This is a genomic window from Moheibacter sediminis, assembly GCF_900176425.1.
GTDB classification, from domain to species: Bacteria; Bacteroidota; Bacteroidia; order Flavobacteriales; family Weeksellaceae; genus Moheibacter; species Moheibacter sediminis.
This window is the reverse complement of the sequence record NZ_FWXS01000004.1, coordinates 35,619-53,744: the sequence shown is the minus strand read 5'-3', so window position 1 is coordinate 53,744 and position 18,126 is coordinate 35,619. Positions and strand designations below refer to the sequence as shown.

Sequence of the window (18,126 nt, the reverse complement as noted above, 5' to 3'; positions counted from 1 at the left end):
AAAGAATGAAACTTGAAGAATCCAAAGAGAAATTCATCCAAACTTGGGGAACTTTTGCTGTAAATTGGGGAATCAACCGCACTATGGCTCAGATTCACGCTTTTTTACTTACTTCAAACGAGCCGGTTTCTACAGATGACGTGATGGAAAATTTGCAAATTTCACGAGGAAATGCAAATATGAATTTGCGTGCTTTGATGGATTGGGGAATTGTCAGAAAAGAATTGATAAAAGGTGATAGAAAGGAGTATTTCGTTGCCGACAAAGACGTTTGGTATTTGTTTAAACAAATTACGAAAGAAAGAAGAAAACGAGAAATAGAGCCTGTTATTGAATTTTTGGAAACGCTTCAGAACATTGATGAAAGCTCTGAAGAAGCTAAAGAATTTGGAAAACTGATGAAGGATTTCGCATCAGTTTCGACAAAAATCAACAACATCATGGAATTGGCCATAAAAAGTGACGAACATTGGTTGGTGGGAAAAATAACCAATCTGATGAAATAATATTTTTTTAATTTTAATTTTCAAATATTTCTGAAAATACAAAACATTCAGTATGATTAATATAGTTTCTTATATCATTTATATCACGATCACTTTTTACATCACCATCTTCGTGGGCTGGAAATTTTACAAATTGGGATTTGTTTACATGAACAGTCTGATAAAAGATACTGCGGTTTGTGAATCAACTAACAGACTGCTTTTGACTGGATATTATTTAGTCAATCTGGGTTATGCCGCCATCAATCTCAACAACTGGAATCCGATTCAGAATTACCATGAATTAATCGCTGAGACAGCGTCGAGAATCGGCTCTATCATCCTTATTCTTTGCATTCTCCATTATATCAACATGACCACAATTTATCTTCTAAGAAAAAAAACAATTTAATAATTATAAAAACAAACAATTATGGAAACAACACTTAACCTCAATCTGACAGCTTATTTGATTTATTTACCTGTCGTGATTTTGATGACCATTTTGGTTTCAAATCAATTATTTAAAAACGGAAAAATTTTCATGCTTGACATTTTCCACAAAAAAGAAGACATAGCATACGCGACCAATTCTCTTTTCAAAATCGGATTTTACCTGCTCAACATCGGCTTCGCACTTCTCATCACACAGATGTATGCGATTACTGACACAGAAGATTTGATTGTGCGTTTGAGCTCTAAAATCGGTGGATTTGCGATTTATCTTGGAATTATGTTGATGCTGAATTTATTCCTGTTCATGCGTGGAAGAAGAAAATCTATGGAAAAAGAACGTAGAGAAGCTTTTAATATCTAAATCTAAAAACATGAAAACGCCTGTATTTTTGACTTTTGGAATTATAAGCATCAATCTTTTAATTGCTGTAACATTCTTATTAATTATATTTCAGAGTCCAAAATTAGTTTGGGAATTTATAACCAGAATGCCCTTGAATTTATCAATTGGAATTATTGGACTTTATATTTCTGGAAAATTTATAGCAGAATGGATGAGTTCAATTATTCAAAAAGTAAAATATATTTCTATTCCTGTTGGAATTTTAGGGTTATTCTTAATCTTAATTGTTGGAATCTTTTGTGGTTCATCGGTAGGGTTTATAGAATTTGGAATTCCTGAAATAAACAAAGGATACGATATAAATGAAGTTATTAACGACTATTATTTCAAACCTGCTTTTTGGATTCTACTTTTCGGCTCAATTCCAACAATAATTACAGGCGGATTTTTAGGGTATTTAATCAAAATGAATTAATCAATTTAAAACAAAAGGACACAAACGAAACTTGTGTCCTTTTTCCTATAAAATTAAATTTAAAAAGAATAAAAAAACCTGATAAGTCAGAAATGAAACTTCCTTACCAGGCAACTATAAAACATTAATCTAAAAACTTTGTCTTTTTTCTTCTGTATGCATAATAAAATATTTGCGGTAAAACAGTTAATGAAAGCACCATACAAATCAACAATCCTCCTACAATCATAATCGCCAGTGGTTTCTGGATTTCTGACCCCATTCCCGTTGAAAGTGCTGCCGGAAGCAATCCCATGGATCCCATCAATGCAATCATGATGATCGGACGCACGCGGCTGTGAACTCCATTGGAGATGGCATCTTTAAGATTTGCATGCCGCATATTTTCTTTCATGACGGCAATGAGGATAATGCTGTTGATGGTATTTACACCAAATAAAATGATGAAACCAATTCCTGCGGAAATTCCAAATACGGTTCCGGTTACCCAGAGTGAAATGAATCCCCCGATAAATGCAAAAGGAATCGTACTGGCGGCAATCATGGTATCTTTTACGGTTCCAAAATTGAAATACAATAAAAACAAAATCAGAATCAATACTGCAGGAACGATGACTGCCAGCTGTGCTGAAGCTCTTTCTTTGCTTTCAAATTCGCCAGCCCACTCCATTTTGTGTCCCGAAGAAAGATTGACTTCCTTGTCTACTTTTGCTCTTGCTTCTGTGATTGTACTTCCCAAATCTCGTCCTTCGATGCTGAACCCAACTGCGATGTAACGGCTGCTTCCTTCACGGTAAATGAATGTCGGACCGGTCAGGTAACTGATGGTTGCAATTTCATTGAGTGGAACTTTTTTGCCATCCATGCCCGGAATCAGGATTTCACCAATTTTTGTTTCATCATTTCTATATTCTTCCTCAAAGCGAAGACGCACATCAAAAACTCTTTCATTTTCGTAGAAACTTGTTGCAGCTCGACCGCCGATTGCCATTTCTACAACGGCCTGTGCGTCTGCAACATCAATTCCATAACGCGCCATTTTGCTGTCATGCAGTTGAATTCTCAATTCAGGCAAACCAATGTTTCGGTAAACGTTGATGTCTGTAATTCCTTCGACAGGACGAATACTGTTCGCAACTTGATCTGCGTATTTTTCCAATTCAAATAAATCTTCTCCGAAAATTTTAATGACAAGCGAACTTTTCACACCCGCAACATATTCTTCCACATTATCCTGAATCGGCTGGCTGAATCCAAAGACGATTCCGGGATAGGCTTCTAGTACAGAACGCATTTCGTTGATCAATTCATCTTTGTCGACCTTGCGTTTCCAATCACCTTTTGGGTAAAGCTGAATGTGGAATTCAATATTGAAGAATCCGGTTGGATCGGTTCCGTCATTGGGTCTTCCGACTTGATTCAAAACAAATTTAACTTCTTCGAAATCACGAATTTTGGATTTCATTTCTTCTGCCAGACGAACTGATTCTTCGAGATTAACGCTGTTTGGCAAAGTCGCTCGTACATACAATGCGCCTTCATCTAATTTTGGGATGAATTCAGTGCCGTAAAACATAAATGCGGTGGTGCAGGCGGCAATTAATCCGACAAATAATGTAATTGTAAGTTTTCTCAATTTATTACTCCAAAGAAACATTTTGAACATTCCGTTTTTAAAGAATTTTGAAATGACATTGTCTCTTTCACGAATGTTTTTTGTCAGCATCAATTTACACATGGCAGGTACATAAGTAATACTCAAAATCAATGAGCCCAAAAGTGCATAACCCAATGTAAATGCAAGCGGCGAGAACATTTTCCCTTCTACTTTCTGGAATGAGAAAATTGGAATCAATGCAACAATCAAGATAATTTGTGCAAAAACAATGTAACCCGCAACGCTTCCCGCACTCTTTTTAATCAATCCTAATTTGCTCATTTTGTTAAAACGGCTCATGCCCACATGGTGTGCTTTCTTTTCCATTGCAACAAAAACGGTTTCAACAATGACTAAAGTTCCTTCGAGTAATAATCCAAAGTCAATCGCTCCTAGCGAAATCAAATTCGCCGGAAGTCCCTGAATCCGCAGCATAATGATGGCAAATAAAAACGCAAGTGGAATGACTGAAGCTACAATTACTGTTGTTCGCCAGTTAAATAAGAAAATAAATACGATGATGGATACGAAAAGAATTCCTTCAACTAAATTTTTACTAACTGTATTTACGGTAGAATTCACCAATTCAGTTCGGTCGATGAAAGGTTCAATTTTCACATCAGCCGGAAGAATATTGTTATTTAATTCTGCAATTTTATCTTTCAAACGAGGAATGACATCACTTGGATTTTCCCCGCGCAACATCATCACAACTCCTTGTACCAAATCATTGTCATCCTGCAGTCCAACTTGTCCCAAACGCGGTTTGGCATTTATTTCTACAGAAGCAACATGTTTCACCAAAATCGGAACTGAATTTCTGACTTCAATCAAAATATTTTCTATGTCTTCTTTCTTCTCCAATAAGCCGATTCCTCTCACAACATACGCTTGACTTCCACGTTCAATCACATCTCCACCAACATTGATATTACTTTTAGAAACCGCTTCGAAAACATCCAATGGCGATAAATCATAATTGGCTAATTCGGTAGGATTAATTTTAATTTCATAAATTTTCTCTTCCCCACCAAAACTGACAACATCAGCAACGCCGGGAACCGCAACGAGTTCTCGCTCGATTACCCAATCCTGAATCGCAGTAACTTCTTTGATTGGTCTTTCACTTTTTACTACATAACGGAAAATTTCTCCGGTTGCTCCCGAAGGCGGTTCTATATCAGCTTCCGCGCCATCCGGAAGATTCACTCCTTGCAAACGATTAGATGCATATTGCTGCGCAAAAAAATCATCTACATCATCATCAAAAAGTACCGTAACCACCGACAATCCAAATAAGGAAGTGGAACGAACATCTGATTTTTTGGGAATTGTATTCATTTCCTTCATCAAAGGCAACGTCACAAATTTCTCTACTTCTTCCGCACTTCTTCCCGGCCATTGCGTGATGATTCTCGCGCGGGTATTAGTCACATCGGGATATGCTTCAATAGGCGTGTGCAAGTAACTTATCACACCAACTACCACCAAAAGTGCCGTAAGAAAAAATACGATTACAGAATTCTTCAGAGAGAATCCGACTATGTTTTGAATAAATTTAGTCATTTGTTTGTTTAGAAATTTTTGATTTGTTCAAACACCAGCAATTGATTTTTTGAAATGATTTTTTCTCCTTCTTTCAATCCTGAGCCTACATAAATATTTTTCTCACTTGTAGCAATGATTTCGATTTTTCGAACTTCAATGTTACAATCTGAAGTATAAACCAAAACGTAATTTTCATTATTTGAGAAAACAATGCTTTCCACCGGAATCGTCACCGCTTTTTCTTCTGAATCTTTCAACGCCATCAAATCCACCAACATTCCAGGTTTCAATAAACCATCATCGTTTGGAATGACAACTCTCGCTTTCAACACTTTTGATTCTTCATCCAAAACCGGTGGAATCATGGATATAATTCCATTAAAAACCCTGTCTGGATAAGAAAGCGAAGTGATTTCCACTTTCATTCCGGTTTTGATTTCATTGATGTTGGTTGCGTAGATATTTGCCATGATCCAAACTTCATTTACATCAGAAATCGTGAAAAGTGATTCTCCTTCTGATGTAATTTGTTTTCCGTTGGAAATTGATTTTGAAGTAATGATTCCCGAAGCCGGTGCTTTGATCAGGAAAACTCCTTTCTGAGTACTTCCGCTGTACAATTCGATGTCGCTGCTGATTCTTAATTTTTCAGCTTTAAATGATTCCAGATCATTTTGAATTTCAAGAATTTCCTTTTGCGATGAAATTCCGTCGCTGAACAATTCTTCCGTCGCTTTCAAATTTCTTTGACTTACATGAATTTGGGAATTAATCGTAGAAAGCTGTGCTTGTAGTGAACTCAATTCCGTACTTTTTAACTCAGCCAAAACCTGACCTTTGGTCACTCTGTCACCCAATGAAAAATGCGTTTTCACGATGATTCCGTTGACAAGGCTCGTAAATTCAACCACTTTATCAGGATTAGTTTCTACGTGTCCGGTCAAATGAACTCTTTCTGCAACGTTTTCAGTTTTTACTTCCTTGACTTCAATTTTTGATTTGAAATTTTCATTTATACAAAATTGAGTGGTTGGTTCGACAGGCGAAGTTTTTTCTTTTTTACAATTTAAAAGCAAAAAAGAAATAGCACACGCCAAGGATATTATGGTGTATTTTTTCATTCTATTTTAATTAATTATTTTCAAGTATATCTTTTCCCACAGCGAAATTCAGTTCTTCCAAAGCATCATTTACTTCTTTGCTGACATCGAGAACTGTTTTCTGATTATCGAGATACGCATCGACAAAATCCAGGTATTCTAACATGCTTATATTTCTGTTTTTGAGATTTTTATTGTGTGCAGAAAGCAATTCATCCAAAGACAAATTATAATCTTTTTTGATTTGGTCACGCAATTGAATAGCGTTCAATAAATCCTGTGTATTTCTGAAAATTTCAGACTGGATTTCATGTCGGACTCGTTGTGTTTGAATCTTGGATTGTTCGATTCCTAATTGGGCAATTTTTATATTCCCCTGATTGCGGTTGAAAACTGGCAAATCAATCGAAATTCCAAATCCCACAAAATCAAGCATCGTGCTTCCATTTCGGTCATAAGTAGCTTTCAGTGAAAAATCCGGAACGCGCTGCGCTCTTTCATAATCGTATAATTTGCTGAAATAATCCTCTTCCAAAACCGCAAGCTGCAAATCAGGGCGAGTGGATTCCACTTGTTCCATAAAATCCGTCGCAAACAAAATCTGCGATTCTTCCACTTCTATTTCAAAACCTTCGTCAGCAATGACGAGAACAGAATTTGGATTTTGGTGCAAGAGGATTTTTAATTCTTTCTGAACTTCCGAAGATGATTTCTGCAAGTCAAATATTTCCTTTCTCAATTCTAGCTCTTTGGCTTTCAATCGCGCATATTCACTTTTGGATATGTTCTGCAGATTGAATTGTCTTTCGTAAGCATTGGTCAATTCCTGCACGGAAACAAAAAGATTTTTCAGAGACTTTTGCTGCAACTGAATGTATTGTAAATCAGTCAGCAAAGACCTGAATTCGATTTTCAGATTTCTAAGTAAATCTTCGAAATATTGTTTTGATTGGTCAACCGAAACCTTCTCCAGCGCAACTATTTTTTTTCGCTTTCCGGCTGTATAAATCAACTGTTCGATTTCAAAAGCAAACTGTTGATTTTTGCCGAAACCATCCCAAAGAGGTGGTGAAACTTCCTGTCCGCCCGTCTGCCTGTCTGTTGCCCAGAAATTAACCTGGTCAAATGTAAGATTAGGATTGGGCCAGAGTTTAGCCTGCTGTACCGCGGCTTCGGCTTTGGGAATGTTGAGCTTTTCTGCAAGTAATGAAAGATTTTCACTGAGAAAAACCGCTTCACTTTCTTGTCGGCTGAGGCGAATCGTGTCCTGTGCTGGAACCGAAATGAAGAAGGAAAAAAGAATTCCGAAGAAATAAAAATTGATTGGTTTTGCCATAACTTTAAATGAGTTGGCAAATGTGTCAATCACAACCTTAAAATTGGCTTAAAGCGGATAAAATTGTGCTTAATCATGTAAAATTTAAATTGGATAATCTAATAAAAATATTGAGCAATGATTTATTACATAATTTATTATAAATATGGTTTTATGGAAGAGAACTATCTTTGCCGATTCTTTTAATCAAAAAAGTATATATGAGAAACATTTATTATTTAAAGCTGATTTTACCATTAGTTTTATTATTAAACATTGGAGCGATTCAGTTTTTGCATGCTCAGGGAACAGAAACTTTTGAAACCCAAACCTCTTTAAACACATCTTATGCAAACGGAAGTTTTTCTGGAGAAACAACTGGAGTAACTGTAAACTACGTACATGCAAGAAACGAAGGTTTAGAAACTTCTGATGATTTTTCCATTGACGGAAAAGGAATTATTTTAAGAAGAATTGATGAGCAAAGTGCTGTAGAATTTGTGATCCCCAATGGTGTAGGGAATTTTTCATTTGATGCTAGAAAAGCATTTACTGGTGGTTCTAACAACAGAATACTTGGTGTATACGCTAACGGAAATCTAGTATTTACAACTCCAACTTTTGGAGGATCAGGTACTGACACTACTATACATGAATTTTCTACAGACGTCAATTTATCAGGGGAAGTAACCATTAAAATCACTTATCCTACGGGCACTTCAAATGGAAACAAACAAGTTACAATTGATAATATTTCTTGGACTGCTTATTCTGATGATACTGAAATTTCACCAGTCATAACTGAGGAAACTTTCAATGGAGTTGTTGGAACTGCTGCTTCATTCCAGATACAAGCTACTGAAAACCCAACAAGCTATACTATCGTATCAGGTACTTTACCAGATGGTTTAAACCTAGATACGGCTGCTGGTATCATTTCAGGAAATCCTACAACAGCAGGAAATTCTTCTGTCAATGTAACAGCTGCCAATGAAAATGGGACAAGTGATGAAGCTACAATCAGCTTCGAAATTGCTAAAGGAAATCAAACTGTAACACCAGAATTGGAAGACATCACAAAAGTTATCGGTGATGATCCTTTTGAATTGATTGCCAATACAGATCAAGGCATCACAATCACTTACACAAGCAGCGATACAAACGTAGCTACTGTAAACGGAAACACTGTAACAATCGTAGGTGAAGGCACAACAACCATACAGGCTAATAACGAAGGAAATGAAAATTACAATGCTTTCGAAGGTTCTTTTGTTTTGACGGTAACGGAAGAAAATACAGGCGGAGGATATGACGGAAACGGAACTTTTGTAAAAATTAATTCCATAGATGAACTTACTGATGGATATTACATAATCGCTGCCAACCCTGAGTTTGGAGATTGGGCAATGAGCAATGAACATACCGGAACCTATTTAGTACGTTCTGCTATTTCTCCAGTCGAAGAAGTAGTTACAAATCCTGAAGTTTCTATGGTTTGGAAAATTGAAACCAATGGTACAGGTAAATCTATTTACAATGAAGAATCTGCAAAATACGTTTCTTACACAGGGAGTTCTAACAACGTTCAAATTGTTGATGATGTAACGGCTGATAATCAAAGATGGAACATTACTTTTGGATCGGATGAAGATGAGTCTGATATTTTTATTTTCACAAATATGGGTGTTACAAATAGAATTCTTCAATACAATTCAAACACCAATCAAGAAAGATTTGCATGTTATACAACCAATCAGAAAAAGTATGTACTTTATAAATTGACCGAAGAAACTACAGATGCTCCGGTCATCACCGAGGAAACTTTCAATGGAGTTGTCGGAACTGCTGCTTCATTCCAGATACAAGCGACTGAAAACCCAACAAGCTATACTATCGTATCAGGTACTTTACCAGATGGTTTAAACCTAGATACGGCTACTGGTATCATTTCAGGAACTCCTACAACAGCAGGAAATTCTTCTGTCAATGTAACAGCTGCCAATGAAAATGGGACAAGTAATGAAGCTACAATCAGCTTCGAAATTGCTAAAGGAAATCAAACTGTAACACCAGAATTGGAAGACATCACAAAAGTTATCGGTGATGATCCTTTTGAATTGATTGCCAATACAGATCAAGGCATCACAATCACTTACACAAGCAGCGATACAAACGTAGCTACTGTAAACGGAAACACTGTAACAATCGTAGGTGAAGGCACAACAACCATACAAGCTAATAACGAAGGAAATGAAAATTACAACGCTTTCGAAGGTTCTTTTGTTTTGACGGTAAGTGGTGAATTAATAACCGGAGATTTCAACTTGAATTCAATTCAGATTTATACTCATAACCAAGATGTTGTAATTGTTGCAGAAAACGAAAAAATCGTTTCTGTAGAATTATTTAACCTTGAAGGAAAAGTTCTTCACAGAAAAAATGAAATCAACAACAGTCGTTATCAAATACAAAACCTCGCAAAAGGAGTTGTAATTGTTGTCGTAAAAACACAAAACGGAATCTTGAAATCCAAAAAATTATTGATCAAATAACATCTTTTCAATAATTAAATAATACAAGTCTCGGAATTCTCTGAATTTCGAGGCTTTTTATTTAGTAAGGGTTTTGAAACTTATCGTAAAAACATTCAAATCATCTTTGGGAGAATTGTAATGAATTTCTCCAAAATGCAGTTCCAAAATCCTTTTAGTCAATGCTAGCCCCAATCCGAAACCATTTTTCCCTTGTGTATTTTCGCCTCTGAAAAAGTGCGTGAAGAGATGTTTTTGTTCTTCTTCCGAAAGATTTTTTCCTGTATTGGAAATGGCAATCTGAACTTCATTTTTCTTGGAGCAATCAATTTTAATTTCCGCTTTTTGGTTGTCGGAATAAATGACCGCGTTCATCAAAAGATTTGCAATTGCCTGTCTCAAAAGATTTTCATTCCCTAAAACCATTAAGTTTCCTTCTGAAAATTCTTTGGGATAAAATTGAATTTTAAAATTAAATTCAGGAAATATTTTATTGATTTCAGCAATTTTATCAAACAAAGCATCATCAATTCTAATTACTTGAAAATCAGAATTTTGATGCGTTTCAATTTTAGAAATTTGAAGCAATGAGTTGATGGTATCGCCCAAAAATTTAACCTGAATGATTTGTTCTTCGAGCGAAATTTTAATTTCATCCAAATCGTCTTTTGAGCTCAATCTTTCCAATTCCGTCAAAAGAACCGCTAAAGGCGTTTTGAGCTCGTGAGAAATATGGTTGATAGAATGTTTCTGAAAGGCAAATGATTCCTGCGTTCGCTGTAATAAATGATTGAATTTCTCTGTCAGATTTTTGAGTTCAGAAGAAGAATTATCTTGTTGAATTGTTTGCTGCGAATCGTTTGTAAAATCCAGTTGGTTGAGCATTAAAGTAAAACGCTCAATCGGTTTGGTGATGCGGTTTGACAGATAAAATGAAATCAATAAGACGACAATGGCAATGGCAATAAAAATCCCGATTAAAACATTGCGCAAGAAATTTAATTTATCATAGCCAAATGCATCGTAAGCCTTGCTGATAGCGTAATATCCACTCTGATTATGCTCTGCATAAACGCCAATCAAATCGTATTTTTCATCTTTGGTTTCTATCCATCTTTTTGAAACCGATAAATTATTCAAAAGATAATTGGCTTTATCAATTTCCAAACTGTCTAAACTCGCAAAAATCAGCTTTTTGTCTTTGTTGTAAATGAGTAGTTTTTCATCATAAAAATCATTGATATCCTGCTCATCCAAAAGATAAGAAACCTCCGCACTCATCTCTTTGTATTTGTCAATCAACTTAATGGTATATTGGATTTTATCATTTTGCTGCTGCTGAAATTCCTCCTCCCTATACTCAGAAAAAAGAATGAAAATGCCCGAAAATGCAAGTGCAACCAAAAAAATTACGGTCGAAGAAAAATAGATGAGTATTTTGTTTCTGATTCTCATTCCAAATCGAGGTAATAACCAAATCCAACTTTGGTTTTGATTGAATTTTGATTAAATGGCTTGTCAATTTTATTTCTGAGAAAATTGACATAAACTTCTATCGTATTGGTATTTACACTTACGGAAGTTCCCCAAATTTCAGAAATGAGCTCTTCTTTTGAAAGAATTTCTCCTTTGTTTCTGCAAAGTTTTAGGAGAATTTGGTATTCGCGCGGTGTCAATTTCACTTCCGTTTCCGCACGAAAAACTGTTTTTTTTGCTTCGTCGATGATGATGTCGCCAACCGAAATTTTATTTCCTGAATTTGAAATTTGTTTATTTCTTCGAATCAATGACTGAACGCGCAAAAGCAACTCACGCATAAAAAAAGGCTTCGTAAGATAATCGTCTGCACCACAATCAAATCCACGTACTTTGTCTTCCAATTCTTCAAAAGCAGTCAGCATCAAAACAGGTGTTTCGGAATCGAATTTTCTGAATTCAGCACATAAATCGAAACCGTTTTTCCCGGGAAGATTGATGTCGAGAATGACGCAGTCGAATTTATTTCTTTTGAGAATTCGTTCCGCCAACATTCCATCAAATACAAATTCGCAATGGAAACCTTCAGCAGTCAATGCTTCGCGGATATTGGAATTGATAATGGGATCGTCTTCGACTATAAAAATTTTCATCCCGATAAAGTTAGGATTTAATTTTAAAAGGTTAAGCCAGCATACGGATTGCCTGTTTCACGCCGGCAATCAATTGGTCAACTTCTTCTTTGGTATTGAAAACCGCAAACGACGCACGAACCGTTCCGGGAATCTGGAAATGGCGCATAATCGGCTGTGCACAATGGTGTCCGGTACGCACCGCAATTCCTTTTTTGTCGAGAATCATCCCAACGTCGGAAGGATGCACGCCTTTCAAATTTAAATTGAAAGAAACAGCTCCAGAACGTGGCAGATTTTTTCCGTAAATGATGATTTCCTCTAATTCAGAAAGTTTTTCAGTTGTGTATTGAACCAATTCATTTTCATGTTGGTGAATGTTTTCAATTCCAATTTCATTCATGAAATCAATCGCGGTTCCTAAAACGATATTTCCTTCAATATTTGGTGTTCCAGCTTCAAATTTAAATGGTAATCCTGCATAGGTGGAATGATCCATCCAAACTTCTTTAATCATTTCTCCACCACCGTGAAAAGGCGGTAATTCGTTTAAAATATTTTCTTTTCCATATAAAATTCCCGTTCCGGTCGGCGCATACATTTTATGTCCGGAAAAGATGAAAAAATCAGCATCCAATTTCTGAATATCTACTTTGGTATGCGGAATCGACTGTGCTCCATCAATCAACACCCAGGCACCTGTCTGGTGTGCTTTGGTTATAATTTCTTCAACCGGGTTAATTACACCCAAAGCATTTGAAATCTGGTTAATAGTTACGAGTTTTGTTTTTTCCGTTAGAAGTTCATCTAACTTTTCAACTTGTAATCTTCCGTTCTTATCAAGTGGAATGTATTTCAATTTTGCTCCGGTTCTTTCACATAGCATCTGCCAAGGAACGATATTGGAATGGTGTTCGATTTCTGTTGTGATGATTTCATCACCGGGTTTTATCACTTCACGCAAAACGTTCGCTACTAAATTGATTCCTTCGGTTGTTCCTTTGGTGAAAATGATTTCATGTACGTGTTCTGCATTGATGAAAGCTCTCACTTTTTCACGCGCATCTTCCATCATAATCGTTGCTTCCTGACTGATGGTGTGGATGCCACGGTGAACATTTGCGTTGAATTTTCCGTAATAATTTTCAATCGCATCCAAAACCATTTGCGGTTTTTGGGAAGTGGCGGCATTGTCCATATAAATCAATGGATTGCCATTGACTTCGCGGTCAAGAATCGGGAATTGGGAGCGGATATCTGAAAGTTTAAAGTTCAATTTTTAAATTTTAGTTTTTTATAAATCTTTATTAAATATTTCTATATTTTTCTTAGTTGCAGAATCTTTCGCATATTTTCCGGAAAGTAGTAAAATTAATTTGATTAATCTTATCTGAACTTCTGATGGTTTGTTTGTCTTAAACTGAGCTATGGATTTTTCTCCCACCAGAGTAAAAACATAAGTATAACCATCCATCATTTCAACCAAATTATCTTTATAGTCTTCTTCTTTTAAATTATCAATGAGATTCTGAATTTCATTAACTTCTTTCTGATTTATTTCAGTTGTAAAATTTTTACTGTAATGAAGTTTTTTCTGCAATTCAATATATTTCTCTTTTTCTTCATCTGTCAATTGATAAGAATATGCAGGCAATTCAAATCTCGAACGATCGGTTATTTGATTAAAAATTAAATAATTAGATTCTGTATTGACAATTATTTCATGTACTTCCCAAAGGGGCGGATTTATTTTGAGACCGATTAATCTAGGCTTTTTTAAAATTTGTGTTGAATCATTTTGATTAATACTATCTAATTTAACCAATATATCATTGAAAATTGAATCAACAACTTCTGATTTCTGAATTGTTTTACTCTCTTCTTTATGATCAGCTTTTTTAACCTCTTCTTTACCACAACTAATTAATATAAAAAGAAATAAAAAGATTATCAACCGCATGATTTCAAACTATAGTCAGAAATAAAGAATTTATTTTTCAATAATTACAAATCAAAATCAATATTCACACCCAACTTCTGCGCAATTAGTTTTGTGATTCTCTTTTTGATCTGTGGAATTTGAACGTGCTCTAAAACATCTGCTGCAAAAGCATACAATAAAAGTGCTTTGGCTTCATTTTTCGGAATTCCACGTTGCTGCATGTAAAACAATGCGCTGTCGTCCAACTGTCCAACCGTACATCCGTGTGAACATTTCACATCGTCTGCAAAGATTTCCAACTGTGGTTTGGTGTCTATTGTTGCCTGATTTGTCAACAAAACATTATTATTTTGCTGAAAAGCATTTAATTTCTGAGCTTCAGGATGAACAAAAACTTTTCCGTTGAAAACACCATGAGATTGTTCGTCATAAATTCCTTTGTACAATTCATGGCTTTCGCAATGTGGTTCGGTATGTTCTACCAAAGTATGGTGATCTACATGTTGTTTACCCGAAATCACCGTTACGCCATTCAAAATCGAATTGCAATTTTCTCCTTTTTGTTTGAAATTCAAATTGTTTCTTGTGATTTTCCCGCCAAAAGAAAAAGTCTGAACGGCAACACGGCTGTCGCGCTCCTGCTCAATGAACGTATTGTCAATCAAAGAAGCTTCGAGGCTGTCATTCTGAACTTTGTAATAGTCCAATTCTGAATTTTTCCCCACATGAATTTCAGTTACAACATTCGTCAAATTAGATTTTCCGTTCAAAGTCTGATGTCTTTCGATAATTTGTGCCTGAGAATTATTACCCAAAACAACCAAATTTCGCGGATGATACATCACTTCGCTTTCGTTTGCTGTTGAGAAAAACATCAACTGAATCGGCTTTGAAAGAATGACTTTGTCCGGCACATAAATGTATGCCCCATCTTTGAAGAATGCGGTATTGAGAGAAACCAAACTTTGTTTTCTGTCTGCAATTTTCCCGTAAAAATTTTCAACTACAGGCTGGTGCATCATTTTGCTCATCGCACTTGAAAGCACACAAATATCGGCTTCTTCATGCGTTGTGCTCGACAAATAACTGCTGTAAATCCCGTTCACAAATACGATTTTGTACGTATCCATGTCGTGAATGAAATACTGTTTAACATCCTGATATCCAATAGAAATATCTTCGGATTCAGGAAATAACTTATAATCGGTTTTTAACAAAGGCGCGAGATTAGTGTATTTCCATTCTTCGTCCTTTTTATTGGGAAAACCTTGTTTGTCAAATATTTCGATGGCCTCGTGACGTAATTCATCTACGAATTTATTTTTGGAATTCTTTTCGTTGAAAACCAAATGTCTCGAAACCAAATTTTCTTTTAAATCAATCATATTTTAGAAATTAGAAGTTAGAAGTTAGAAGTTAGATTTCTCTTTTTTCTAATTCTAAATTCATTTAAAATTTAAAATGCAGCATTCAAAATAATAAAATTAAACTGCCGCCTCTTCAATCACCCAATCGTAGCCTTTTGCTTCGAGTTCCAAAGCCAATGATTTGTTACCGGATTTGATGATTTTTCCGTTGTACAAAACGTGAACAAAATCGGGAACGATGTAATCCAATAAACGTTGGTAATGCGTAATTAATAAAACTGCATTATTTTCATTTTTGAAAGCATTTACACCGTCTGCAACGATTCTCAAAGCGTCAATATCTAATCCTGAGTCTGTTTCGTCCAAAATTGCCAATTTGGGATTGAGCATCATCATCTGGAAAATTTCGTTTCTTTTCTTTTCTCCTCCAGAAAATCCTTCGTTCAAAGAACGAGATAGAAAATCTTTACGAATTCCCAATAACTCTGCTTTTTCACGAATTAATTTCAACATTTCCGACGCGCCCATTTCTTCCAATCCTTGTGCTTTTCGGGTTGAATTGATGGCTGTTTTGATGAAATTTGTAACGGTCACACCAGGAATTTCTACAGGATATTGAAACGACAAAAACACACCCTTGTGTGCACGTTCATCTGCTCCCATTTCCAATAAATCTTCGCCAAATAAGTCGACGTTTCCTTGGGTTACTTCATATTCTTCTTTTCCGGCAATTACAGAAGAAAGCGTACTTTTCCCTGAACCGTTCGGTCCCATGATGGCATGGACTTCTCCGGGTTTTATTTCTAAATTAATTCCTTTTAAAATTTCCGAACCGTCTTCGATTTGGGCGTGTAAATTGTTAATTGACAACATATAGTTTGTTTAAAGTTTAAAGTTTAAAGTTTAAGGTTGTCCTTCCTTGAACTTATTTCCTTTAAAATCATTATTGTTTAAATATTTTATAAAATTGGTAATCTTACCACTTAATTTTTCTAAATCAGATTTCAATTCTTCGAATTTATCATTTTCAATATAATTTGAGTCAAATAAACGATATAATTGAGATCGTGTTTCTACTGCAGATCCTTTAGCTACTGACAAAAATTGTCTGAATTCAAGATTTCCGCCTCTTTCAAACCCTTCAGCAATATTATCCATAACAGAACCTGAAAAATTTTTTATTTGATTTTTAAGTCCAAAATCAGTTTTTAATTCGGTTTCAGTAGAAATTGCAAAGATTTTTTTGGAAATAATTCTAGCTTCTTTCCAAATTTCTAAATCTTCAAATCTTTCTATTGTCGCCAAAACCTTAAACTTTAAACCTTGAACATTAAACTTAATTATCCTACTGAACCTTCCAAAGAAATTTCCAATAATTTCTTGGCTTCTACTGCGAATTCCATCGGTAATTTATCCAATACCTCACGGCTGAATCCGTTTACAATCAAAGCAATTGCTTTCTCTGTATCGATTCCTCTTTGGTTGCAATAGAACAATTGGTCTTCCCCGATTTTGGAAGTCGTCGCTTCGTGTTCGAGTTTGGCTGTTTTGTTTTTGATTTCGATGTATGGAAAAGTATGTGCACCACATTCATTCCCCATCAATAAAGAATCACATTGAGAGAAATTTCTCGCGCCGTCTGCATTGGCACCCATTTTCACCAATCCGCGGTAACTGTTTTGTGACTTACCTGCAGAAATTCCTTTTGAAATAATAGTTGATTTTGTGTTTTTACCGATATGAACCATTTTCGTTCCAGTGTCGGCTTGCTGGTAATTATTGGTTACTGCTATTGAATAAAATTCACCCGTTGCATTGTCTCCTTTCAAAATACAGCTCGGGTATTTCCAAGTAACTGCCGAACCCGTTTCAACCTGTGTCCAAGAGATTTTTGCATTTTTCTCTGCTACTCCCCTTTTTGTTACGAAGTTAAAAACACCTCCTTTTCCTTCTTCATTTCCGGGGTACCAATTCTGAACGGTGGAATATTTAATTTCGGCATTGTCCATCGCAATTAATTCCACAACTGCGGCGTGCAATTGATTTTCGTCGCGCATAGGAGCTGTACATCCTTCCAGATAAGAAACATAAGCACCTTCGTCCGCAATCAATAAGGTTCTTTCGAACTGACCGGTTCCAGCTTGGTTGATTCTAAAATAAGTGGAAAGTTCCATCGGGCAACGAACGCCTTTGGGAATGTAACAAAACGAACCGTCAGAAAATACCGCAGAATTCAATGCTGCATAAAAATTATCGGTTCTCGGAACAACTTTTCCGATGTATTTTTTTACCAATTCAGGATGTTCTTTTATGGCTTCACTGATTGACATGAAAATAATTCCCAATTCGCCCAATTTCTCACGGAAAGTGGTTTTCACGGAAACACTGTCAATCACAATATCAACGGCTACTCCACTCAAACGTTTTTGTTCGTCAATGGAAATCCCCAATTTCTCAAAAGTTCTTAAAAGTTCAGGATCGACCTCGTCTAAGCTTGCGAGTTCCGGTTTCTTTTTGGGAGCTGCATAGTAAGCAATGTCCTGAAAACTTGGTTTTTCATAATGAACATTTGCCCACTCAGGCTCAGTCATTTTGAGCCATTCGCGGTAAGCTTCCAAACGCCATTCCGTCATCCACTCGGGCTCTTCTTTGCGTTTAGAAATTTCGCGAACGATGTCTTCGTTGAGACCTATGGGAAATTCTTCATATTCCACATCGGTTGTAAAGCCGAACTCGTATTCTTTTCGGCTCGACAAATCCTGTCTCAAATCGTCTTCTGTATATTTTGTATTGCTCATT

Annotated in this window: 16 protein-coding genes; 5 read left to right on the top strand and 11 right to left on the bottom strand. The window is 35.9% G+C overall.

Features of this window, described 5'->3' with window-relative positions:
- Window positions 1-5: 5 nt before the first annotated feature.
- Genes B8977_RS06970 through B8977_RS06955 form a run of 4 tightly spaced genes read left to right on the top strand, consistent with a single transcriptional unit; the run spans window position 6 to window position 1,759 of the window.
- Entirely contained in the window at window positions 6-506 is a 501-nt protein-coding gene (locus tag B8977_RS06970; protein WP_084016977.1) for a GbsR/MarR family transcriptional regulator, read from the top strand.
- Between the two features lie 52 nt (window positions 507-558).
- The gene (locus tag B8977_RS06965) at window positions 559-897 is read left to right on the top strand and encodes a hypothetical protein (protein WP_084016976.1); all 339 of its coding nucleotides are present in this window, start codon (window positions 559-561) and stop codon (window positions 895-897) included.
- A gap of 21 nt (window positions 898-918) precedes the next feature.
- Window positions 919-1,302: a hypothetical protein gene (locus B8977_RS06960; RefSeq protein ID WP_084016975.1), complete on the top strand. Its 384-nt coding sequence runs from the start codon at window positions 919-921 to the stop codon at window positions 1,300-1,302.
- A 10-nt stretch (window positions 1,303-1,312) separates the two neighbouring features.
- Complete coding sequence (locus B8977_RS06955) at window positions 1,313-1,759, top strand: hypothetical protein (RefSeq protein ID WP_084016974.1); 447 nt, start codon at window positions 1,313-1,315, stop codon at window positions 1,757-1,759.
- 124 nt (window positions 1,760-1,883) lie between these two features.
- Here B8977_RS06955 and B8977_RS06950 read toward each other — a convergent pair whose 3' ends face one another.
- Genes B8977_RS06950 through B8977_RS06940 form a run of 3 tightly spaced genes read right to left on the bottom strand, consistent with a single transcriptional unit; the run spans window position 1,884 to window position 7,400 of the window.
- Entirely contained in the window at window positions 1,884-4,982 is a 3,099-nt protein-coding gene (locus B8977_RS06950; RefSeq protein WP_084016973.1) for an efflux RND transporter permease subunit, read from the bottom strand.
- An 8-nt stretch (window positions 4,983-4,990) separates the two neighbouring features.
- On the bottom strand, window positions 4,991-6,085 hold the full coding sequence (locus B8977_RS06945; protein ID WP_084016972.1) for an efflux RND transporter periplasmic adaptor subunit: 1,095 nt from the start codon (window positions 6,083-6,085) through the stop codon (window positions 4,991-4,993).
- A 10-nt stretch (window positions 6,086-6,095) separates the two neighbouring features.
- Window positions 6,096-7,400 (bottom strand): TolC family protein, encoded by a 1,305-nt coding sequence (locus B8977_RS06940; protein WP_084016971.1) that lies wholly within the window; start codon window positions 7,398-7,400, stop codon window positions 6,096-6,098.
- A 200-nt stretch (window positions 7,401-7,600) separates the two neighbouring features.
- Here B8977_RS06940 and B8977_RS06935 point away from each other — a divergent pair, with 200 nt between their 5' ends.
- Window positions 7,601-9,931, top strand: a complete 2,331-nt coding sequence (locus tag B8977_RS06935) for a putative Ig domain-containing protein (protein ID WP_084016970.1) — start codon at window positions 7,601-7,603, stop codon at window positions 9,929-9,931.
- A gap of 57 nt (window positions 9,932-9,988) precedes the next feature.
- On the opposite strand, the gene B8977_RS06930 is transcribed toward B8977_RS06935, so the two are convergent.
- From B8977_RS06930 to sufB, 8 genes are all read right to left on the bottom strand, one after another.
- Entirely contained in the window at window positions 9,989-11,365 is a 1,377-nt protein-coding gene (locus tag B8977_RS06930) for a sensor histidine kinase (protein WP_084016969.1), read from the bottom strand.
- A complete protein-coding gene (locus B8977_RS06925) occupies window positions 11,362-12,039 on the bottom strand; it encodes a response regulator transcription factor (protein WP_084016968.1) in 678 nt (225 codons plus the stop codon). The genes B8977_RS06930 and B8977_RS06925 overlap by 4 nt, the downstream gene beginning before the upstream one ends.
- 31 nt (window positions 12,040-12,070) lie before the next feature.
- Entirely contained in the window at window positions 12,071-13,294 is a 1,224-nt protein-coding gene (locus tag B8977_RS06920; RefSeq protein WP_084016967.1) for an aminotransferase class V-fold PLP-dependent enzyme, read from the bottom strand.
- Between the two features lie 18 nt (window positions 13,295-13,312).
- Window positions 13,313-13,978, bottom strand: coding sequence for a hypothetical protein (locus tag B8977_RS06915; RefSeq protein ID WP_084016966.1), 666 nt, complete (start codon window positions 13,976-13,978; stop codon window positions 13,313-13,315).
- Window positions 13,979-14,022: 44 nt separating this feature from the next.
- Entirely contained in the window at window positions 14,023-15,342 is a 1,320-nt protein-coding gene (sufD, locus tag B8977_RS06910) for a Fe-S cluster assembly protein SufD (RefSeq protein WP_084017197.1), read from the bottom strand.
- Window positions 15,343-15,444: 102 nt separating this feature from the next.
- Window positions 15,445-16,200 carry a Fe-S cluster assembly ATPase SufC gene (gene sufC / locus B8977_RS06905; RefSeq protein WP_084016965.1) on the bottom strand — a complete coding sequence of 252 codons (756 nt, stop codon included), beginning with the start codon at window positions 16,198-16,200 and terminating at the stop codon, window positions 15,445-15,447.
- 30 nt (window positions 16,201-16,230) lie between these two features.
- Entirely contained in the window at window positions 16,231-16,632 is a 402-nt protein-coding gene (locus B8977_RS06900) for a four helix bundle protein (protein ID WP_084016964.1), read from the bottom strand.
- A 35-nt stretch (window positions 16,633-16,667) separates the two neighbouring features.
- Window positions 16,668-18,125: a Fe-S cluster assembly protein SufB gene (gene sufB, locus B8977_RS06895; RefSeq protein ID WP_084016963.1), complete on the bottom strand. Its 1,458-nt coding sequence runs from the start codon at window positions 18,123-18,125 to the stop codon at window positions 16,668-16,670.
- Window position 18,126: the final 1 nt, after the last annotated feature.